Here is a 21,711-nt window from a genome sequence, read left to right on the forward strand (position 1 = left end):
GCGCCACGCGCCGGGCACGACGCCCGGCAATGCCACGCCAGCCACGTCACGCTGGCCGCGATCACCCGTGCCGCATGGGTGCGGCGCGGTTATGGCCCGTGCGGAAGGCCGCGGCCCTGCGGTGGCCCTCCAGCCCCTCGCGCGCACTCTGCCGGATGGCGGGTGGCGCGACCGCGGCCACGCCCCGCGGGTCCAGCCACTGGTGCGTGCAGACCTTGAGGTACGAGCCGACCCAGAGCCCGCCCGTGTAGCGGCCCGCGCCCAGCGTCGGCAGGGTGTGGTTCGTGCCGCAGCACTTGTCGGAATAAACAACGCTCGCCAGCTTGCCGATGAAGAGCGATCCATAGTTGCGCAGGCGGCGCGCGGTGGCGTGGGGGTCCGCGGTGTGGACCTGCAGGTGCTCCGCCGCGATCCGGTCGGAATAGCCGATCATGGCCGCCTCGTCGGCACAGAGCACGACCTCGCCATAGTCGCGCCAGGCCGGGCCCGCGACGTCCGCCGTCGGCAGGTCGGCAAGCTGGCGCTCCACCTCGGCCACGGTTGCCTCGGCCAGCGCGCGGTCGGTGGTGATGAGGCCGACGCGCGTCATCACGTCGTGCTCGGCCTGCGCCAGAAGGTCGGTCGCGATCATCTCGGGGTCGCCGGTCGCGTCCGCCACCACATAGATTTCGCTGGGGCCGGCAAGCTGGTCGATCCCGACCCTGCCGAACACCTGCCGCTTCGCCTCGTTCACATAGGCATTGCCCGGACCGAAGATCTTGTCCACGGCGGGAACGCTCTCCGTGCCGAAGGCCATGGCGGCGATCGCCTGGGCGCCGCCGATGCGGAAGATGCGGTCCGCGCCGGAAAGATGGCAGACGGCGATCATGTCGGGATGCGCGCCGGGCGGCAGGCAGGCCACCACCTCGTCGCACCCGGCAACCCGGGCGGGCACGATGGTCATCACCGGCGCCGAGAGCAGCGGATAGCGGCCGCCGGGCACATAGGCACCGACGCGCTGGATGGGGATCACCCGGTGGCCGAGATGCAGGCCGGGCAGCGGCTCCACCTCCAGCGGCAGCATCGTGCCGAGCTGGCGGGAGGCGAAGTCCCTGACGCGGCCGATGGCGAATTCGGCGTCCGCGCGTGCCGCAGGGTCCAGCCGCGCGACCGTTGCGGCCCTCTCGGCCGCATCCACCTCGAACCGCTCCAACTCGACCTTGTCGAACGCCGCGGCATAGTCGCGCACCGCGGCATCCCCCCTGGTCCGGACGCCGTCGAGCACGCCCTTCACCGTGGCACCGAGCGCGTCGTTGTCCTGGAAGGAATCGCGCCGGACCGCCTTGATAAAGGTCAGGCCGTCATCGGGGTCGTGGAGGGAGGACATTCGGGTTTCCGTTGCCGGACTGGGCGGAAGAGGGAGGCAGGCCACCCGCGAAAGCGACCGGCCTGCCTCCGGAGGGTGGCCCAGGCTTTCCCCATCAAGAAAGTGGGCATCGGACGGGCTGTCCATTATCCTCACCGGAGGGGTCGGATCACCCGGTGGGGAGGGGAAAGCGCGGATGGCGGTTGTCGGTGCCAAACTGAAGGCGATGAGAACCCGGCGGGGCCTCGGCATGCGCGAGCTTGCGACTCGCTCCGGCGTCTCGCACTCCGCCATCTCGCTGATCGAGCGGGAACGGATGAGCCCCTCGGTGGACACCCTCGGCGCCATCCTGGCAGCCTTGGGCACCACGCTTTCCTCTTTCTTCGCGGACCTGGAGAGCGGCCTGCCGAGCCAGCCTTTCTACCGCGCCGAGGCACTGGTGGAGATCGGGCGCCCGGATCGTGTCTCGTACCGCCTGATCGGCATGGACTACCCGAACCGGCGCATGCTGATGCTGGCCGAGCGCTACGCGCCGGGCGCGGCGACGGAGACCAGCATCGCGCACCGGGCGGAAGAGGCAGGCTTCGTGACGCGCGGCGCGGTGGAGGTGACCGTGGGCGACCGCACGGCGGTGCTGCGCCAGGGCGACGGCTACTACTTCGACAGCCAGCAGCCGCACCGCTTCCGCAACGTCGACCCGGGCGTCAGCGAGATCGTCAGCGCCATCACCCCGCCGACATACTGAACCGGCGAGTATTCTGCCCACCCCCGGCGGAACGCTTGCGCCACGGACCTTCGGCGGGCTGTGCTTCCGGGCGGACATCGGAAGACGGACAATGGGAAAGAAGCGAATTCTCGCCGGCGGCATCGCGCAGGAATCTCACAGCTTCAACCCCGTGCCCACCGACCGGTCCCGCTTCAACATCCGCGCCGGCATGGAAGCGGTGCGGACCGCGCGTGGAAGCAACTCCCTGCTTGGCGGCATCGTGGATGCCGCGGCCGAGCGGGACGTCGAGGTGATCGTGCCGACGATGTTCCGCGCCCAGTCCGGCGGCCCCGTGGAGGAGGCGGTGTTCACGGAGATGCGCGACATCCTCTGCGATGCGGCACGCCGCGGGGATTTCGACGCCATCGTGCTCCCGCTGCACGGCGGCATGCTGACACCCGGCCTTCACGACCCCGAAGGAGCCTTGATGGCGGCGCTGCGCGCCATCGTCGGACCGGCGCTCCCGATGACGGCAGCCTTCGACCTGCACGCCCATGTCACGCCGGAGATCCTGGAACGCTGCGACCTGCTCGCGGGCTATCACACCAACCCGCACGGCGACCAGGGAAGCACGGGGCGGCGCGCCTTTCTCGCGGCGATGGACATGCTGGATGGGCGGCTGCGCCCTGTTCTGTCGGCCGTGCACCTCCCCATGCTGACGCTCGGAAACGACCGCACGGACGAGGACCCGCTGCGTGCCCTGCACGCCCGGGCCCGCGCGGCCGTTGAGGCCGGCGCCGCCTATGACGTGTCGATCTTCAACGCGCAGCAGTTCCTGGACGTGCCCGGGCTCGGCCAGTGGGTCCTGGCTTACGGCAACGGCGCGGGGCCTGACGCCCTGGCCCTGGAACTGGCGCAGAAGCTCTGGGACGAGCGGCACGCGCTGATCGGCAGCTACCCGTCGCTGGAGAGCTGCCTCGACCGTGCCGCGCGCGGTACGGACCGTCCGCTGATCCTGGGCGACCAGGGGGATCGCGTGGCCGGGGGCAGCCCCGGTGACGGCACCTACGTTCTTCGCGCCCTGATGGCGCGCGGCGACCTTCCGCCCTCCGCCGTGCCCATCGCGGATGCCGCGGCGGTGCAGGCCTGCCTGGCGGCCGGGCTTGGCGCGACGGTGACACTGAGCGTTGGCGGACGTCACTCGACCGTGGCACCACCCGCGGCCGTGACCGGTCAGATCGTGGCACTCGGCTCCTCGGCGCAGGTCACCTATGACGGACCGGCCGATGCCGGCTACACCGCCGCGCTGGGGGCCTATGCGGTGCTGCGCACCGGCGCCGTCCATGTGGTGCTCACCGACCAGCCCTATTCGTACCTGGACCCCGACTACTTCCGGGCCATGGGCGTCGATCCCGCCGCGCTCGGGATCGTGATCACGCGCTCAGGCTATCACTACACGCTGAACTACGCGCCGATCGGAGAATGCATCACGGTGGACACGCCGGGCATGACCTCCTACCGCGTGCAGGACCTTCCCTTCACCGTTGCGCGGCCCTTCTTTCCGCTCGACGATTTCGCGTTCCTGCCGCGCCTGCACCAGCGCGGCAGCGGCACACCGTGACCGGCTTCCGCCCATGCTGGCGTGAACCTTGCTGAATGCTTTGCTGCGCGCCTTGCTGAATGGCGGGCCTGATGCCTTGCTGAACGTCTGGAACCATCCTGCCCACCGGGCGGATTTCCAACCCATGAAGGAGGAGGACCGATGCTCCGTCGCTCGTTGCTGAAGGGGGCCGCCGCGTCAGGCGCGGTTCTTTCCGCCCCCGCCTTCGCGCAAGGCCAGGCCCGGACCCTGCGCTTCATCCCGCAGATCGACCTGGCCTTCCTGGATCCTCACTGGACCACGGCGAACGTCACCCGCAACCACGGCTACATGGTGTTCGACACCCTGTATGGTCTGGACGCGAACGACGTTCCGCATCCGCAGATGGCCGAGGGGCACACCGTGGAGGAGGGCGGCCGGCGCTGGTCGATCCGGCTGCGCGAGGGATTGCTGTTCCACGACGGCACGCCCGTGCTCGCGCGCGACTGCGTGGCGAGCATCCGCCGCTGGGGCGCGCGGGACGCCTTCGGAGGCGCCCTGATGCGCACGACGGACGAGCTTTCCGCGCCCGACGACCGCACCATCGTGTTCCGGCTGAAGAAGCCCTTCCCCCTCCTTCCGGACGCCCTGGCCAAGACCACTGCGATGATGCCGGCCATGATGCCCGAGCGGGTGGCACGGACCGACCCGGGCACGCAGATCACCGAGATCATCGGAAGCGGCCCGTTCCGCTACGTCACGGACGAACGGTTGCAGGGTTCCCGGAACGTTTATGCGCGGTTCGAGCGCTATCGCCCGCGCGAGGGCGGGCCCGCGGTCGGCAGCGCGGGACCCAAGGTGGTGAACTACGACCGCGTCGTCTGGACCACCATCCCCGACGCATCCACCGCCGCCGGCGCGCTGGTGGCGGGTGAGCAGGACTGGTGGGAGCAGGTGGCGCACGACCTGAAGCCGATGGTCGCCCGTGGCCGGGGCATCCAGCTGCGGGTGCAGGAGGAGGCCGGCACCATCGGCATGCTGCGGCCCAACTGCACACAAGCGCCCTTCGACAACCCGGCCATCCGGCGCGCCGTGATGGGGGCGATCGACCAGGCCTCCTACATGCAGGCCATCGTCGGCGACGACGCCGCCTCGTACCAGGTGCCCACCGGCTTCTTCTGCCCGGGAACGCCAATGGCCAGCGAAGTGGGGCTCGATCCCCTGCGCAAGCCGCGCGACGACGCGGCGGTGAAGCGCGACCTCATCGCCGCCGGCTACAAGGGCGAGAAGGTCGTGCTGCTGGTCCCGACGGACTACGTGACGATCAAGGCGCTGGGCGACGTCGCGGCCGACATGCTCCGCCGCATCGGCGTGAACGTGGATTACGTGGCCACCGACTGGGGCACGATGCTCCAGCGCCGCAACAACCGCGGCCCCGTGGAATCCGGCGGGTGGAGCCTGTTCGCCACGAGCTGGACAGGCACGGACTGGCTCAACCCGGCCACGCATGTCGGGATCCGCGGAAACGGCGCGGCGGGCTATGCCGGGTGGTACGAGAGCGCGCGGCTGGAGAACCTCTACAACGCATGGTTCGACGCACCGGACCTGGCGGGGCGGCAGGCTATCTGCCGGGACATCCAGATGGCCTGCATGGAGGAGGTCCCCTACTATCCCCTCGGGCAGTTCAAGCAGCAAACCGCGCTCCGCGGCATCAAGGGGCTGCAATCCGGCTTCACCAAGTTCTGGGGCATCGCCCCGGCCTGACGGAAGAACCAGTGCCAGGCACCGGCCCGCCGCTCCGCGGCGCCGGTGACCTTCGGGCGACCTTGAGCGCGGGAACCGGCAGGGAACATGCCCCCGCCGCAGGAAGGCTTGCGGGCATCACCATCATCGGATCTGGTGATGGGAAGGAAAGCACCGCAGGCCCCATCTTCCGGGGCAACGGAGGCCCCGTGGATCACGCCGGGGGCTTCTCCATTTCCCCCGGCGGATCGCACCCCGCCCTTCTGGACTTCGCTCACCATGAAGAAGATCGGCTTCCTTTCCTTCGGCCATTGGACGCCCTCGTCCCATTCCGCCACCCGCTCGGCCGGCGACGCCCTGCGGCAATCGATCGACCTCGCCGTCGCCGCGGAGGAGCTGGGCGCGGACGGCGCCTATGTCCGCGTCCACCACTTCGCCCGCCAGCTCGCCTCTCCCTTTCCCCTGCTCGCGGCCATGGGCGCGAAGACCAGCCGCATCGAGCTCGGAACCGCCGTCATCGACATGCGCTACGAGAACCCGCTCTACATGGCCGAGGACGCCGGTGCCGCCGACCTCATCAGCGGCGGCCGTCTCCAGCTCGGTCTGAGCCGAGGCTCGCCCGAGCAGGTGATCGATGGATGGCGGCATTTCGGCTATGCGCCAGCCGGGGGCGAGACGGACGCGGACATGGGCCGCCGCCATGCCGAAGCGTTTCTGGAAGCGCTGCGGGGGGAAGGCTTCGCCCAACCGAACCCCCGCCCGATGTTCCCCAACCCACCGGGCCTGCTGCGGCTCGAGCCCTATTCGGAAGGCCTGCACGACCGCGTCTGGTGGGGCTCGGGCTCCAACGCCACCGCCGTCTGGGCGGCGCGGCAGGGGATGAACCTGCAGAGCTCGACCCTCAAGGACGACGAGACCGGCGAGCCCTTTCACATCCAGCAGGCTGCCCAGATCCGCACCTACCGCGCTGCCTGGACGGAAGCCGGCCACGCCCGCACCCCCCGTGTCTCGGTCAGCCGCAGCATCTTCCCGCTGCTCGGAGACCGTGATCGCGCCTATTTCGGCCGGGGCGGCAAGGAGCAGGACCAGGTTGGGTTCATCGACGAGAAGACCCGCGCCATCTTCGGCCGCAGCTATGCCGCCGAGCCCGACATGCTGGTCGAGCAACTCCGCGCCGACGAGGCCATCGCCGAGGCAGACACGCTCCTTCTGACCGTTCCGAACCAGCTTGGCGTCGATTACTGCGCGCATGTGATCGGTGGCATCCTGAAGCACGTCGCCCCGGCCCTGGGTTGGCGCTGACCGCTGCCGCCGACGTGCTGGCGCACCGGCTGCGCGAGGGGCCGGTGCACGTCCTCCCGGCACCATGACGCTCGTCATGGTGCCGTTCCACCTTCTCCCGCAAACGACCGGGGCGGGCCGCCCACCTAGTTTCTCTTGAGCATGCATGGTGGAGCGAGGGTCGCGATCCGCGCTGTGCAGGCAATGGCCTGCGAGAATCCGGCCCGGTTCCCGGTGCCCCGCGCCGCAGGCCTTCCTGCGCCGTATCCGGCCACGGCGCGGCGGTCTTTGCCGTGCGCGCCGCGCTCCCGGCGGCATCCGGGCGGGGCTGAAGGCGAACGCAACGCATCCACGCGCGGGATCGCGCCCGCGCCCGGCACATGGCCGCGCCCGGTTCGGGTGGCTCGCCCCGCGCCCAGCGGACGGACCGGATCCACCCCCGGGCGCCCGACCACTCCGGGACGCCCCGCATGCCTGGGCGCGCCCCCAGCCACGCTTCAGCCCAGCTCGGCGCCGAGCCGCCGTCCATAGGCGGCGATCGCCGACCCCACTGGCATGCGCTCGCGCTCATAGGCGCGCAGGGCATCATCCGTGGAAAGGCGAGAGAGATGGGCCCGCAGGGCCATCGCGTCGCCAGCCGCCTTGGCCACGCCCATGGCCGTGTGGGGCCGCACCACGAAGGCGGCATCGCCCAGCAGCGCCATGCGGCCGGACACCATCCGCGGCGCCTCGTAGTCGAAGATGGCCTGCACGAAGGGCGTCGGCTCCGCCGCCACGGCAGCAGCAAAGGGCGGCGGGAGCATTGTCATCGCGTCGGACCGGAGTGTGGCCACCTGGGCCTGGGGAAGCTGGCCCGGCGCGAGTGAAAAAGGATGCGCGCGCCCGAAGGCGTCGGCCAGTGTGCTGCCAAGCCGCGTCGGGGTGACACGGCGGTACCAGACCCAGTTGTAGCGCCGGCTTCCAGGCGTCATCTCGCCACCCGGGCCGGTGACCGAATAGCCGAGAACCTGCGAGCCGGGCATCATGGCAAAAGCGAAGCGGTCGAGCAGCACCCTCGCCGCGTCGTCCGGCAGCCCTCCTTCCGGCACCAGGCCGCGCCAGGCGACATAGCCGGCATACGCGTTGCGCGAGGGCACACCGGTCACGGCCTCGCGCAGCACGGACCCGATGCCATCGGCGCCGAGCACCAGGTCGGCGGCCTCGCTGCCGCCATCCGTGAAATGCAGCACGGCCCCGGTGCCGGACTGCGTGGCACGCTCCACGCTACGGCCCAGGCGGTAGTCGGAATCCGCGAGCCGGGCCCGGACCGCGCTGTACAGGTGATCCCAGGACACCTGCATCTGCGGCGTGGCCTGCCGGTGGGCGATGCCGCCGGCCGCGTCCAGGACGATGCGGTCGCGCGCCACCACCCCAACCTTCAACACCTCCTCGGCGCCTACCTGCCGCAGCACGTCGAACACCTCGCGCTGCGGCACCAGCCCGGCGCCCCGGCCTTCCAGCCCGCCCGCCGAACGCTCGAACACGCGCACCTCGTGCCCGTCCTGCCGCAGCAGAATGGCGGCGAAGAGGCCCGCAAGGGAGCCTCCCGCCACGGCAATGCGCAACGCCCTCACCGCACGGCTCCCCTGCCGCGCCGGGCGATGGCCTCCACCACAAGGGCGAGGGCGCCCAGGGCCGCACCGAAGCCGCAGACCGCGCCCCAGCCACCGAGGGCCCAGGCTGTCATGGCGCCCGCCGAACCGGCCGCGCCGCCCAGGAACATGCCGGTCATGAAGATGGTGTTGATCCGGCTGCGGGCATCCGGCTGCAGGGCGTAGATCACGTGCTGGTTGGAGACGAGCGCGCTCTGCACGCCGAAGTCGAGGATGATCACGCCCAGCACCAGCCCACCCAGCGACGGCCAGGCGCCGAACACCGCCCAGGCGGCAAGGGTGAGCAAGGCGCCCAGCCCGATCACCAGCTCCGGGCCGCGCCGATCGGCCAGCCGCCCCGCCAGCGGTGCCGCAGCGATGCCCACGGCCCCGACCACGCCGAACAGCCCGGCCACTTCCGCGCCCAGCGCGAAAGGAGGCCCCTCCAGCCGCAGGGCGAGCACCGTCCAGAAGGCGGAGAAGGAACCGAACAGCGCGGCCTGCATCAGCGTCGCCCGCCGCAGGGCCGGCTGCCTGCGCCAGAGATGCACAAGCGAGCGGAGTGCCTCGCCATAGCCGATCGAGGCAGCGGCGGGGCGGACCGGCAGGATGGCCGCCATCAGCGCCGCCGCGCCGAGCGCCATGGGCACGGCGAGCCAGAACATCGCGCGCCAGCCGCCATGGGCGGAAACGAAGCCGCCCAACGTCCGGCTGAGCAGGATGCCCGCCAGGATCCCGCCGGTCACGACACCCACGGTTGCACCACGCCGCGCCGGCGGTGCCAGATGCGCCGCGAAGGGCACGATCTGCTGCGCCACGGTGGCGGACATGCCGACGACGAGGGAGGCGAGAACAAGAACCGGGGCGCTGGGTGCCAGCGCCGCCAGGGCCAGCGCCGCGGCGAGCACCACGAACTGGACGACGATCAACCGCTTCTGGTCAAGGAGGTCGCCCAGGGGCAGCAGCAGGAACAGGCTGGCGGCGTAGCCGAGCTGGGTAGCCGTCGGGATCAGCGCGGTGGCACCCGAGCCCGGGAAATCCTGCCCGATGATCCCGAGCATCGGCTGGTTGTAATAGATGTTCGCGACAGCGGTCCCCGCCGCGGCGGCCATGGCGAAGGTGAGGCCGAACCCGAGCCGTGGAGGAGGATGGCTGCCACCTTCCGGCACCGGCGGGGCGGACAGGAGGGGCGGGTGCGGGATGGAGACGTCCGGCATGGACCTGATCCTGATCTGCTGCCCCGCAAACTCGGCTCATAACACCCGGCGCTGTAGATCTCCGTTCTGTTCGGGCAGTATAACGCAAACAGTTATGATCAACCTCACCAACCTCCTCGTGCTGGTCGAGGCGGTCCAGGCAGGAAGCCTTGCCGCCGCGGCGCGCCGCCTGCGCATCACGCCCATGCTCGCGTCGCGCCGTCTGGCCGAGCTGGAGGAGGAGGTCGGCTCCCGGCTGATGCACCGTACCACGCGATCGCTGTCGCTCACGGCCGAAGGGGAGGCCTTCCTCCCCCATGCCCGCGCGCTTCTCGAGGAAGAGGCAATGGCGCGCGCCTCCGTCCGGCCGGGTCCGGACGGGGCGACGGGGATGCTGCGGCTGACGGCCTCGGTGCCCTTCGGCCGCAAGGTGGTGGCGCCGCTGGTGCCCGCCTTCCTGCATGAGCATCCCGGGCTGCAGGTGGACCTGCTGCTGAGCGATGGCATCATCGACATCGTCGCGCAGGGGCTCGACCTGGCGATCCGGATCGCTCCGCTGCGCGAGAACGCGCTGGTCGCGCGGCGGCTCGCGGACAATCCGCGCGGGCTTTACGCCGCACCCGCTTACCTGGCGGAGCACGGCGCGCCGGAGACGCCCGCGGACCTGGCCCGCCACAGCTGCCTGGCCCTGACCGGGGTGAGCCACTGGACCTTCCTTTCGGGCGGCAGGACCCTGCGCCAGCGCATCTCGGGCCCGTTCACCTCCAGCTCGGTCGAGGCGCTGCATCAGGCCTGCCTCGGTGGCCTCGGCATCACCATGCTGTCCGCCTGGGACGTTCGGGAGGAGGTGTCGGTCGGACATCTTCTCCCGGTCCCGACCGGCCTGTGGGTGCCGGAGCCGCTGGCGGTCTGGGCCGTCTACCCCACGGCACGGCTGGTGCCCCCAAAGGTGCGGCTCTTCATCGCGGCACTGGAGGGGCGTCTCCGGCAGGCTTGAGGAGGGCCCGCAGGCCCGAACCCTTTCCCGCGCCCTGACCGGTCCGCTCCGTCATGGCGGAGCTCAGGGCAGCCTTCGGCATCGCGGAGGCCGGTTGATGCTGCTCCGGAGAAGAAAGCACCGGCCTTCAGCGGGAGCTCACGGCCGGTACTGATCGTCGGTGACCTGCTCCATCCAATCCACGGGCGATCCATTCAGCTTCTCCTGAATCGCGATGTGGCTCATGGCCGTGGTCGGCGTGGCGCCGTGCCAGTGCTTCTCGCCGGGCGGGAACCAGACGACGTCGCCTGGCCGGATCTCTTCGATCGGTCCGCCTTCGCGCTGGGCCCAGCCGAGGCCGGTGGTCACGATCAGGGTCTGGCCGAGCGGATGCGTGTGCCAGGCCGTGCGGGCGCCGGGCTCGAAGGTCACCAAGGCACCCGCCACACGCGCCGGCTCGGGCGGGCCGAACAAAGGATCGACCCGCACCGCGCCGGTGAACCAGTCCGCCGGCCCCTCGCCGGAGGGCTGCGAGCCCGCACGCTTGATCTCCATCGCTCGTCTCCCGTGTTCCTGGAACACCCCGGCCACCTTGCGGCGGCCGTTCTGTCACCAACCCGGATGTAGTCGACGTGACCACGCGGGAGTAGGCGGCATGATCGGAATAGCCCCCGAGCCGCCTCGTCCTGGTGCCGCGGGTGGCTCCGAAGGGCTGGCGATCTGCCGCACATCCCCGATCCGCTCGGGCGATGGCATGTCCGCTGCACCACGGCGCCGTGCGATCGCGACATGAGCGTGGTGAAAATAAAAGGGGGAAGGCGGTCCCGTCTTAAAACAGCCGCAAGGGGGGCCTCACCGCCCACCCATCAACGGGTAGATCCGCCAAGGGCCGCCCTCCCCTCTTCTTCCGCCCCCGCGCGCGCCCGGCTTGCCGCCCGGTGAAGGCCGGATCCTGCGCATCCGCAGCAAATCAAGCCTTGTCTCGTCGGCCTGGCGGCACCCCGGGCCAGGCGAGGGTCAGAAACAGCCCCTCACCCGGACGACGGGGGGCTTTCACCCCGCCGCCTCAGCTTGGCCTCTGAGGACTCAGCTGGCGGGAAAGCGCGACCTGAACCCGTCGTCCAGCGCAGCCTTACCGGAGAACAACCAAGCCCTCATGGCGTCGCCACCTCCAAGGCACGCGAATCACGCTCGCGTCGCGCCATCGCCCGGGCCACCACGTAGAAGACCGGGGTGAAGACCAGGCCGAAGGCCGTGACGCCCAGCATGCCCGCGAAGACGGCCGTGCCCAGGCTCTGCCGCATCTCCGCGCCCGCCCCTGTGGCGACGGCCAGCGGCAGCACACCGAGGATGAAGGCAAGCGAGGTCATCAGGATGGGCCGAAGGCGGGTCCGGGCGGCGGCCTCGGCCGCTTCCCAGCGCGACTGCCCCTCCGCCTCGGCGTGACGGGCGAACTCCACGATCAGGATGGCGTTCTTGGCCGCCAGCCCGATCAGCACCACAAGCCCGACCTGCACCAGGACGTTGTTGTCGAGCCCGCGCCAGACGACGCCGCTCAACGCCGCCAGCACCGACATCGGCGCGATCAGCACCACAGCCAGCGGCAGCAGCCAGCTCTCGTAAAGCGCCGCCAGCAGCAGGATAACGAAGACAACGGCGAGGCCGAAGGCGATGGGCGCCGTGTTGCCCTGCGTTGTCTCCTGCAAGGCGATCTCCGTCCACTCGTACCCGAACCCCTGCGGCAGTTCCTCGCGCAGCATCGCCTCCATGGCCGCGATCGCCTGTCCCGTGGAAACGCCCGGCCGCGCCGCGCCCTGCACCTCGGCCGCAGGATAAAGGTTGTAGCGAGGCACGCGGTAGGCGCCGCTATCCGGCTCCAGCGTCGCCAGCGCGCCGATCGGCACCATCGCGCCATCCTGGTTGCGCGTGCGCAGCAGGGCCACGTCGCGCGGTGTGAGCCGCTGAGTCTCCTCCGCCTGTGCGGTCACCCGGTAGGTGCGGCCAAGAATGTTGAAGTCGTTCACGAAGGCTGAGCCGAGGTAAACCGACAGGGCCTCCGACACGCGGGACAGCGGAACGCCCAGCATCTCCGCCTTGCTCCGGTCCACCTCGGCCCGCAAGGTCGGGGTCTTGGTGTTGAACAGGGTAAAGGCCATGGCGATCTCCGGCCGCTGGTTGGCCGCGCCGACGATGCGGTTCGTCACCTCCTCCAGCGCGCGGGAACCACGGTCCCCGCGATCCTGGATGTAGAGCTTGAAGCCCCCGCCAGTGCCGATGCCGGGCACGGAAGGCGGAGGGATCACCAGCGCCAGCGCCTCCCGCTGCTGCATCAGCCGCGCCTGCACGGCGCCGGTGATGCCCGGAAAGGTCAGGTGTTCCGCCTCGCGCTCCTCGAAGGACTTCAGGGTGACGAAGATCACGCCCGAGTTCGGCGCATTGGTGAAGGTCGCCCCGTCGAAGCCCGTGAAGGCCACGGCATGCGCCACGCCCGGCACCTCCAGCACGTCCTTCGCCGCCTGCCGGACCACCTCGTCCGTGCGCGACAGCGCGGCGCCCGGCGGAAGCTGGAAGGCCGCGATGAGGTAGCCGCGGTCCAAGGGGGGGATCAGCCCTGTCGGCGTCCGGTTCACGGTGAAGCCGGTGAAGGCGAGCAGACCGGCATAAAGGATGAGCAGCACGGCCGAGAGCCGCACCAGCCGGCGCGTCATCGCGCCGTAGCCGATCGACAGCAGGTCGAACAGCCGGTTGAAGCCACGGAAGAAGAGGCCGAACGGCGCCCCCACCCAGGCCCGCCAGCCCTTCGCACGCTCATGCGAGTGCGGCCGCAGCAGCAGCGCCGCCAGCGCCGGGGACAGGGTGAGCGAGACGAGTGCCGAGAGAAGGGTCGCCACCGCGATGGTCACCGCGAACTGCCGGTAGAAGGCGCCGGATATCCCCTCGATGAAGGCCGTCGGCACGAACACCGCGCAGAGCACGAGCGCGATCGCCATCAGTGCGAATCCCACCTCGTCCATGGTGCGGCGCGTGGCGGCGACGGAATCCATCCCCTCGGCCATGTGCCGCTCCACGTTCTCCACCACCACGATGGCGTCGTCGACTACGATGCCGATGGCGAGGATGAGGCCGAACATCGAAAGGTTGTTCAGCGAGATGCCGAGCGCCGACATGAAGGCGAGCGTGCCGATGATGGAGACGGGAATCGCCGCAAGCGGGATGATGGAGGCACGCCAGGATTGCAGGAACAGGATCACCACCAGCACGACGAGGATGATCGCCTCGACGAAGGTATGCACCACGGCCTCCATCGACTGCTCGATGAACCGGGTGGTGTCGTAGACCGTGTGGTAGTCCAGCCCCGGCGGGAAGTCGCGCTTCAGTTCCTCCAGCGTGGCGCGCAGCGCGGCGGCGGTCGCCAGTGCGTTGGAGCCGGGACGCTGGAACACCGGTATGGCCACCGCCTTGTCGGCGTCCAGGTAGGCGTTCAGCGTGTAGTCCTGGGCACCCAGCTCAACCCGCGCCAGGTCGCGCAGGCGCAGCGGCACGCCAGCCTCGTTGGTCGCCACAACGATGTCCGAGAATTCCTCCACGCTGCGCAGGCGCCCCAGCGCCTGGATGTTCAGCTGAAAGGCGCCGCTCGAGGCCCCGGTCGGCGGCTGGTTCAGGCCGCCGGCCGCAACCTGCACATTGGCACGCCGCAGGGCCTCCAGCACCTCGCCGGGCGTCAGGCCGCGGGCGGCGACCTTCGCAGGGTCCAGCCAGATGCGCATGGCGTAGTCGCGCGCCCCGAAGACCTGCACGTCGCCCACGCCGTCCAGCCGGGCGATGCGGTCCTTCACGTTCAGCATGGCGTAGTTGGAGATGTACTGCTCGTCGCGCGAACCGTCGGGCGAGGTCAGGTGGATCACCATCATGATGTCCGGCGAGGCCTTGCGGACGGTGATGCCGAGCCTCCGCACGTCCTCCGGCAGCCGCGCCTCGGCCACGGCCATGCGGTTCTGAACGAGCACCTGCGCCTGGTCCACGTCCACGCCCTGCCGGAAGACCACGTTGACGCTCAGCCGCCCGTCCCCGGTCGCCTGGGAGGAGACGTAGAGCATGCCCTCGACGCCGTTGATCTCCTGCTCGATCGGGGATGCGACGGTCTCGGCGATGACGGAGGCGGAAGCGCCGGGATAGCTGGCGGCGATGGTCACCGTCGGCGGCGCGATCTCGGGATACTCGCTGATCGGCAGCCGCAGCCCCGCGATCGCGCCGATCAGCACGATCGCGATCGAGATCACCGAGGCGAACACCGGCCGCGAGATGAAGAACTGGGCGAAGCGCATGTCCGCGGCCCCTTAGCGCGCGTCGGCCAGGCGCGGGGGCGCGGCGGGCCGCAGATCCGCCGTCACCCGGGTGCCGGGGCGCGCCAGGTGCATCCCGGCCACGATCACATGGTCCTCCGCCGAAAGCCCGCCCCGCACGATGCGCAGCCCGTCCACCACGGGGCCCAGCACGACGGGCTTGGCAACCACCGTGCCGTCGGCGGCCACCGTCATCACCACCCGGGCGGCCTGGTCCGCCGCGATGGCCGCATCGGGCACGAGCAGCACATCCCCCTCACCCGCCCGGAGCCGAAGGCGCGCGAAGGTCCCGGGAGTCAGAAAGAGATCCGGGTTCGTCAGCGTCGCCCGCGCCCGAATGGTGCCGGAGCGTCCGTCCAGCGCCGTATCCAGGAAATCCAGCCGGCCCTGGCGGTTCCACTCCGCTTCGTCGGCAAGCCGCAGCCGCACCGGCTCGGCCGCGTCGCCCTCTGCCCGCGCGCCGCGCCGGGCGAAGCGGAGGTAATCCGCCTCGCTCAGGTCGAAGGTGGCGTAGATCGGGTCCAGCGCGACGATGGTGGTCAGAAGCGTCCCCCCGGCCTGCACCAGGTTGCCGGCATCAACCCGCCGGTCCGAGACCCGGCCGGATTGCGGTGCCCGCACCTCGGTCCAGCTCCGCTCCAGCTCCGCCTGGCGCAACTTCGCGCGGGCATCGGTGATCCCGGCCTCGGCGTCGCGCTGGGCAGCCCGCCGCGTGTCCAGCTGGGCCTGGGGCGCGAAGCGGTCGCGCACCAGAGACGAGGTGCGGTCGATCTCCTGCCGCGCCAGCTCCAGCTTTGCTTCCGCCCGCGCCAGCTCGGCCCGCGCGCTCTCCACGGCGATGTCGAACGGCGCGCGGTCGATGGTGAACAACACCTCGCCGGCCCGGACCACCTGCCCGTCCCGGAAATGCACCCGCTCCACCTGTCCGGAGACGCGGGGGCGCAGCTCGACCTTCGCGGAGGGCTCCAGCCGCGCGATGTGCTCCTCCCATTCGGTCACGTTGCGCCGGAGGGGCTCGGAAACGGTGACGCTGGGCAAGGCCGGCTGGGCTGCGAGCGGGAGGATGGGAAGGGCAAGGGCGAGCGCCAGTGGGGCCAGGCCCTTGCGAATGGGGGTCGACATGACCAATCTCCGGGGCCGGATGATACCGACCGGTTCGTTCATATGGATACGAACCGGTCGGTCACATTACAACCCCCGCCTCGTCAAGCGGGTCCGGCAGACGGAGAGGTGATCGTGAGCGAAGCGTCAGGGATCCCCCAGCGCCGGACGGCCGCACAGCGGCTGCGGGAGGTGGCTCGGGACCTGTTCTACCGGCAGGGCATCCGCGCCACGGGCGTCGAGGAGCTGTGCCGGGTCGCTGGCACCACGAAGATCAGCCTCTACCGTGCCTTCCCGTCGAAGGATGAGCTGGTCGCCTGCATCCTCCGCGACGATTGCGAGCAGGAATCGGCCTGGTACCGCGAGGCGCTCAGCCCGGACCTTCCTGCGCGCGAGCGTCCGGCGGCCTTTCTGGCAGCGGCCGTTGCCGAACTGCGCCAGCCCGGCTTCCGCGGCTGCTCGCTCGGCCTTGCGATCGCCGAATTTCCGGACGCCGAGCATCCGGCCCGCAAGGTCGCCGATGCCTACAAGCGCAGGATGCGCGATACGCTCCGCCAGGTCTGCGCCGACGCTGGTGCCGCCGACCCGAACATGCTGGGCGATGCCCTGATGATGCTGACGGAGGGGGCGTTTTCCTCCGCCGCTTACCTCGGCACCGTGGAGGCCGCGGCCGCCCTTGAGCGCGCCGGCCAGCAACTGCTGAGTTCCGCGCTGCCCCCTGAGGGAGACTAGCTGCCGCCTGAGCCGCCAGCCCAGGAGGGGTTGGTGTGTGTAGATGGGATGCATTGGCTCCATGGGCCTGGCGCTCCAGCACCCCATCGGCTTGTGCTTCCCTGACGGCAGAACGGAGCACCCTGCCACGGCTGGAGACCGGCACGAGGGGCACGGCGCGTCCGCCAGCCAAGCAGCGCGCCAACTCGCACGGACAGGTCCTCTTTCCGAAAAGAAGCCGTACTCGCCCGGAGCGCGACGATGTGCTGGACGCCCGCCCTCCGGTAGCTGCGCGTGACCTGCGTCCACCTCGGGCCAACACGGGCCAAGCGTGCGACGCCGGGCTGTTGCTCCAGCACCTCCGTTCTCGGTGGCACGAACACCGAGGGAAGCGAAGGCAGCGGAAGCCCTGCCCCACGGGCCGGCCAAGGACCGGTCCATTTGCCGGATGGCCGGCGCCGCAGGGTCGGCGCCAGGCTGGCTACACCTTCCGTGACGCCGCCCCTTCAACATGCGGCGGCCATGCGACCCACGGGGCGGGGCCGCGACGCTGCGCGGCCCCTTGATCGGTCAGGCGGGTTCCCGCACCCGCTTCGCCGCGGCCACCATGTTCACCAGGGCCGCGCGGGTTTCCGGCCATTTGCGCGTCTTCAGCCCGCAGTCCGGATTCACCCAGAGCTGCTCCGGCGCCAGATGCGACAGGGCGGCCCGCAGCAGCCGCGTCATTTCCTCCACCGCCGGCACGCGCGGGGAGTGGATGTCGTACACTCCGGGTCCGATCTCCGCCGGGTAGCGATACCCGGCGAAGGCCTCCAGCAGCTCCATCTTGGACCGGGCCGTCTCGATGGAGATCACGTCCGCATCCATCCCGGCGATGGCCACGATGATGTCGTTGAATTCCGAGTAGCACATGTGGGTGTGGATCTGCGTTGCATCCGCCACGCCGGCCGAGGCGACGCGGAAGCACTCCACAGCCCAGTCGAGATAGCGCTGCCAATCCCCGCGCCGCAGCGGCAGCCCTTCGCGCAGGGCGGCCTCGTCGATCTGGATGATCTTCGCGCCAGCCGCCTCCAGGTCCGCCACCTCGTCCCGGATGGCCAGCGCGATCTGACGGCAGGCCAGCGCCCGCGGCACGTCGTCGCGCACGAAGGACCAGTTGAGGATGGTCACCGGCCCCGTCAGCATGCCCTTCATCGGCCGTGCAGTCAGGCCTTGGGCGTATTCCCACCACTTCACCGTCATCGGCTGCGGGCGCGAGACGTCACCGAACAGGATGGGTGGGCGCACGCAGCGGGAGCCATAAGACTGGACCCAGCCGTGCTTCGTGAAGACGAAGCCCGAAAGCTGCTCCCCGAAGTACTGCACCATGTCGTTGCGCTCGAACTCGCCGTGCACAAGCACGTCGAGCCCGATTTCCGCCTGCCAGCGCACGGCGCGGGCGGTTTCCTCGCGCAGGAAGGCCTCATACTCCGCATCGTTGATCGTGCCCCTGGCGTGGGCGGCGCGTGCCTTCCGGACCTCCTCGGTCTGAGGGAAGGAGCCAATGGTGGTCGTGGGAAAGGCAGGAAGGCCCAGCCTCTCCACCTGCAGCTTGCGGCGCGCGGCAAAGGGAGTGCCGCGGCGGTCGAGGGCAGCGTCCTTCGCCTCCATGCGCGCGGCCACGGCAGCGTCGTGGATCTTGGGCGAGGTCTTCCGCGCCCTGGCCGCTGCGGATGAGCTGGACAGAACATCCGCCACGCAGTCGCGCCCCTCGTTCAGGGCACTGGCAAGGATCGCCAGTTCCTCGATCTTCTGCACGGCGAAGGCCAGCCAGCTCCGGACGTCCTCGTCGAGCGCCGTCTCCAGCGCCAGGTCGATCGGCGTGTGCAGCAAAGAGCAGGAAGGTGCGAGAACGAGGTCGCGGCCTTTCGCCACCGGCTCCAGCCGCGCCAGGATGGCCTCGAGATCGGCACGCCAGACGTTGCGGCCGTCGATCACGCCGAGTGACAGCAGCAGCTCCGGCCGTGCCCCGGCCAGCACCGTGTCGAGTTGCTCCGGCGCGCGGATCAGGTCGATGTGCAGCCCAGCCACGGGCAAGGCCAGCGCCGTCTCCAGGTTTTCACCCAGCCCGCCGAAATAGCTTGTCAGCATGAGCCGGATGCCCGGTGCGGCTTCTGCAAGCGCCACATAGGCCGTGCGCAGCGCGGCCTGGTCCTCCACCGTCAGGTCGAGAACAAGGCAGGGCTCGTCGATTTGCACCCAGTCCGCACCTGCGGCCGCGAGGCGGCACAGCACGTCCGCGTAGACGGGCAGGATGGCGCGCAGCAAATCCTCCAGGCGCGGCCTGCCTGCCTGGCTCTTGCCGAGTTTCAGGTACGTGACCGGACCAAGCAGCACCGGCCGGGTGTGCACCCCCTGTTCCTTCGCCTCCAGGAACTCGTCCACCACCTTCAGGGAGGAAAGCGCGAAGGCCTGTTCCGCGGGGAACTCGGGAACGAGATAGTGGTAGTTCGTGTCGAACCACTTTGTCATCTCGGCGGCAGGCACATCCGCCGCCTCGTGGGTGCAGCCGTGGCTGCATCCGGCGCGCGCCTCGCCCTGGGAGCCGCGTGCCATGGCGAAGTAGGTGTCCAGGTCTGGCGGCCCACCCGTCCAGCCATAGAGCGCGGGAATGGCGCCGACCATGGCGCTGGTGTCGAGCACGTGGTCGTAGAGGGAAAAATCGTTGCTCGGCACGTGGTCGACGCCGAGACCCTTCTGCCGCGCCCAGGCTTCTGCCCGCAGCGCTGCGGCAGCGGACAGCAGCGCACCCCGGTCGGACTTGCCCGACCAGTAGCGCTCCAGGGCGGTCTTCAACTCGCGGCGCGGGCCGATACGGGGAAAGCCGAGCGATGCAACGGTGACGGACATGGACCTCGCCTGTGCTGGTTCTGGCGAGGAGACCAGGCGCGAGCCGGCACGCGGCAGCCCTTCCGGAAAGAAGGCAGCGGCCGTGCGGGACCTGCGACCTGACCGGACACCCCGCCGGAGGACGTTATGTGCCGGGGCAGGTCTCCTGGCTCGCGGGTCGTCGCCTCGGTCCGGCCTTCCCGGCGCCAGGGCATGAACCCTGGGCGCCAGTGACACGTCATGGACCTCAGCTCGCCGCTCACAGTTGCGGGGGCAGCTCCGGCCTCGGCGCTTGCCGCGCCTGCACCGGATTCCCTCTTAGCCCCGACACATAGCGCGCGCCGGGGAACCTCGACACGGACATTTGGCCAACGAGCGCAAGCGGAGTCAAGAGACATAAAGATATGCTTATGAGTTGACAAAGTGAGCTCGCCTGCCAGGAGGGCACTCCGCAAATGCGGTGACCCGGCGCGAATGGCTTGGCTCTGGTGAGGGCTTTTCAGCGGAGCTTCCCAAGCTGGATGAGAGAACTTGCACCAGGACGCCAACTTGCGCTTGGCAATTTCAAAGGCGCCCTCACGGCGCAGCGCCGCCACATGCGGTCCAACCCGCATGGCATCCGCCACGAGAGTTGCGTAGCTACGCAGAGCGGCTCGACCCAGCCAATGCGCGCATCGAACGCGCCGGTGTACTCGCCAGCATGGAAGCCTTGATAGACCCAGCCTGACACGCTGAAGCAGGCTCTCAGCACAAGCAGCACCGAAGCCCTGGTCACCAGGACGAAAGCGGCCAGATCTTCTCCCCCCAATAATGGATCGGGTACCGACCTCGCCGACCAGCCGAAAGCCTCTACGCTCTACCCAGACCCAAGGCCCCGAACGGAAACGGCAAGGGAGGGCTAATACCCGTGTTCACGCGGTCGAGCGAACGCCTCCAGGAACCCACTGGGCAGCATACCAGCAACGCGGCAGCGTCGGTTCCACCACAACCACCAACATCAGGGCCGCCTACCGGCTCTCGGCCTATGTACGCTGCGACCGGATCGCGGCAGCCTTTCAAGTTCGGCAAGAGGGGCAGCGCTTGTCGCTGCGCGCTGATTCACCCGGCTGACTGCTATCTCCCCGCTCCTTGATCGTCAGTGGAACCCACGGTTTCCAGCCAGCGTTGACCATCCCTGGACGGGTTCATACCGTGCAGTATTGGGCTGCACGCATGGACGCATCAGGCAACGTGCCCTGCACCAACGTGATCTCCCGGAGAGCCTGATGGCCACGCATCGCTTTCATCCCACCCAGTACTTCAACGTGATCGGCACCGCCGACCCGTGTCTTCGCGTCGCCAGCGGCGACACCGTGATCGCCGATACGATCGACGCGTCGGGACTAGACGCCCGTGAGATGGCGGTCGGTAGCCGGCCGAACCCGATGACAGGGCCTTTCTTTGTCGAAGGTGCGGAGCCGGGAGACACGCTGGCTGTCCACATCAACCGGCTGACGCCAAGCCGGACAACCGGTTGGACCTATTCGCCCCTCGCCTCCACTGTTCTGGACCCCGCTGTCCTCGCCGACCGGCCGCCGCAGCAGCGCCACGTATGGGAGATCGACCGCGAGGCCGGGACCGTGCGGCTGCAGGAACCGGCAAAGGGACTGGAGACGTTCTCACCTTCGCTTCAACCCATGATCGGCTGCTTCGGGGTGGCACCGGCCGGAGGGCAGGCGCTGTCCACCGCGACAAGCGCCCCGAACGGCGGCAACATGGATTACCGCCTGTTCGCACCGGGTACGACGGCTTGGTTCCCCGTGTCCGTGCCGGGCGCGCTTTTCTATCTTGGCGATGGACACGCTTGTCAGGGCGACGGTGAGATCGTCGGCACAGGGATCGAGACCTCCTTCGAGATGGAGGTCACGCTCCGTGTCCTGAAGCGAACGATCGCCTGGCCCCGTGGCGAGACGTCCGATGACGTATTCACCATCGGCAACGCCCGGCCGCTTGATCAGGCGCTGCAGCACGCAACCACGGAGATGTTGCGCTGGCTCGGTGAGGATTACGGGCTCGACGCCCGAGCGGCCAGCCATCTCATGGGCCAGGTCGTCCGCTACGACGTCGGCAACGTCTTCAATCCCGCCTACACAGTCGCATGCCGGATTCCAAAGCGCTTTCTCACGCAGGTGCGCGGAGAAGCCGGGCCACTTCCTCCCGGAGCCAGCCGCTAGCGCGATCACCAAGACGCT

General features: G+C 69.7%; 14 protein-coding genes and 1 riboswitch. Of the genes, 7 read left to right on the forward strand and 7 right to left on the reverse strand.

Translation table 11 applies throughout. From position 1 onward, the window contains the following. Window positions 1–61 precede the first annotated feature (61 nt). Window positions 62–1,366: a histidinol dehydrogenase gene (hisD, locus tag ACFFIC_RS23465; RefSeq protein WP_377054924.1), complete on the reverse strand. Its 1,305-nt coding sequence runs from the start codon at window positions 1,364–1,366 to the stop codon at window positions 62–64. Between the two features lie 175 nt (window positions 1,367–1,541). Here hisD and ACFFIC_RS23470 point away from each other — a divergent pair, with 175 nt between their 5' ends. From ACFFIC_RS23470 to ACFFIC_RS23485, 4 genes are all read left to right on the forward strand, one after another. After that, window positions 1,542–2,090 (forward strand): cupin domain-containing protein, encoded by a 549-nt coding sequence (locus ACFFIC_RS23470; RefSeq protein WP_377054926.1) that lies wholly within the window; start codon window positions 1,542–1,544, stop codon window positions 2,088–2,090. A gap of 91 nt (window positions 2,091–2,181) precedes the next feature. Continuing rightward, complete coding sequence (locus ACFFIC_RS23475; protein ID WP_377054928.1) at window positions 2,182–3,672, forward strand: M81 family metallopeptidase; 1,491 nt, start codon at window positions 2,182–2,184, stop codon at window positions 3,670–3,672. A gap of 141 nt (window positions 3,673–3,813) precedes the next feature. Beyond that, complete coding sequence (locus ACFFIC_RS23480) at window positions 3,814–5,394, forward strand: ABC transporter substrate-binding protein (RefSeq protein ID WP_377054930.1); 1,581 nt, start codon at window positions 3,814–3,816, stop codon at window positions 5,392–5,394. A gap of 258 nt (window positions 5,395–5,652) precedes the next feature. Continuing rightward, window positions 5,653–6,675 carry an LLM class flavin-dependent oxidoreductase gene (locus ACFFIC_RS23485; protein WP_377054932.1) on the forward strand — a complete coding sequence of 341 codons (1,023 nt, stop codon included), beginning with the start codon at window positions 5,653–5,655 and terminating at the stop codon, window positions 6,673–6,675. Between the two features lie 476 nt (window positions 6,676–7,151). Here the strand turns inward: ACFFIC_RS23485 and ACFFIC_RS23490 are convergent, their stop codons facing one another. Continuing rightward, entirely contained in the window at window positions 7,152–8,267 is a 1,116-nt protein-coding gene (locus ACFFIC_RS23490) for an FAD binding domain-containing protein (protein WP_377054934.1), read from the reverse strand. Beyond that, window positions 8,264–9,502, reverse strand: a complete 1,239-nt coding sequence (locus ACFFIC_RS23495) for an MFS transporter (RefSeq protein WP_377054936.1) — start codon at window positions 9,500–9,502, stop codon at window positions 8,264–8,266. Before ACFFIC_RS23495 ends, ACFFIC_RS23490 begins: the two co-directional genes overlap by 4 nt. Before the next feature lie 94 nt (window positions 9,503–9,596). On the opposite strand from ACFFIC_RS23495, the gene ACFFIC_RS23500 reads away from it, so the two are divergent. Further along, window positions 9,597–10,478: a LysR family transcriptional regulator gene (locus tag ACFFIC_RS23500; RefSeq protein WP_377054938.1), complete on the forward strand. Its 882-nt coding sequence runs from the start codon at window positions 9,597–9,599 to the stop codon at window positions 10,476–10,478. Between the two features lie 138 nt (window positions 10,479–10,616). Here ACFFIC_RS23500 and ACFFIC_RS23505 read toward each other — a convergent pair whose 3' ends face one another. The 3 genes from ACFFIC_RS23505 to ACFFIC_RS23515 form a co-directional block, all read right to left on the reverse strand. Beyond that, on the reverse strand, window positions 10,617–11,012 hold the full coding sequence (locus tag ACFFIC_RS23505) for a (R)-mandelonitrile lyase (protein ID WP_377054940.1): 396 nt from the start codon (window positions 11,010–11,012) through the stop codon (window positions 10,617–10,619). A gap of 599 nt (window positions 11,013–11,611) precedes the next feature. Continuing rightward, window positions 11,612–14,782 (reverse strand): efflux RND transporter permease subunit, encoded by a 3,171-nt coding sequence (locus ACFFIC_RS23510; RefSeq protein WP_377054942.1) that lies wholly within the window; start codon window positions 14,780–14,782, stop codon window positions 11,612–11,614. Window positions 14,783–14,794: 12 nt separating this feature from the next. Continuing rightward, window positions 14,795–15,922 carry an efflux RND transporter periplasmic adaptor subunit gene (locus tag ACFFIC_RS23515; protein WP_377054944.1) on the reverse strand — a complete coding sequence of 376 codons (1,128 nt, stop codon included), beginning with the start codon at window positions 15,920–15,922 and terminating at the stop codon, window positions 14,795–14,797. Between the two features lie 114 nt (window positions 15,923–16,036). Between ACFFIC_RS23515 and ACFFIC_RS23520 the strand changes: the two genes are divergently transcribed. After that, window positions 16,037–16,633 (forward strand): TetR/AcrR family transcriptional regulator, encoded by a 597-nt coding sequence (locus ACFFIC_RS23520; RefSeq protein WP_377054946.1) that lies wholly within the window; start codon window positions 16,037–16,039, stop codon window positions 16,631–16,633. A 549-nt stretch (window positions 16,634–17,182) separates the two neighbouring features. Here the strand turns inward: ACFFIC_RS23520 and metE are convergent. Continuing rightward, a complete protein-coding gene (gene metE / locus ACFFIC_RS23525) occupies window positions 17,183–19,501 on the reverse strand; it encodes a 5-methyltetrahydropteroyltriglutamate--homocysteine S-methyltransferase (protein WP_377054948.1) in 2,319 nt (772 codons plus the stop codon). A 118-nt stretch (window positions 19,502–19,619) separates the two neighbouring features. After that, a riboswitch (cobalamin riboswitch) is annotated at window positions 19,620–19,849 on the reverse strand. A gap of 896 nt (window positions 19,850–20,745) precedes the next feature. Here metE and ACFFIC_RS23530 point away from each other — a divergent pair. Beyond that, window positions 20,746–21,693 (forward strand): acetamidase/formamidase family protein, encoded by a 948-nt coding sequence (locus tag ACFFIC_RS23530; protein WP_377054950.1) that lies wholly within the window; start codon window positions 20,746–20,748, stop codon window positions 21,691–21,693. Window positions 21,694–21,711: the final 18 nt, after the last annotated feature.

The organism is Muricoccus vinaceus (assembly GCF_042433125.1).
Lineage (GTDB): Bacteria > Pseudomonadota > Alphaproteobacteria > Acetobacterales > Acetobacteraceae > Roseomonas > Roseomonas vinacea.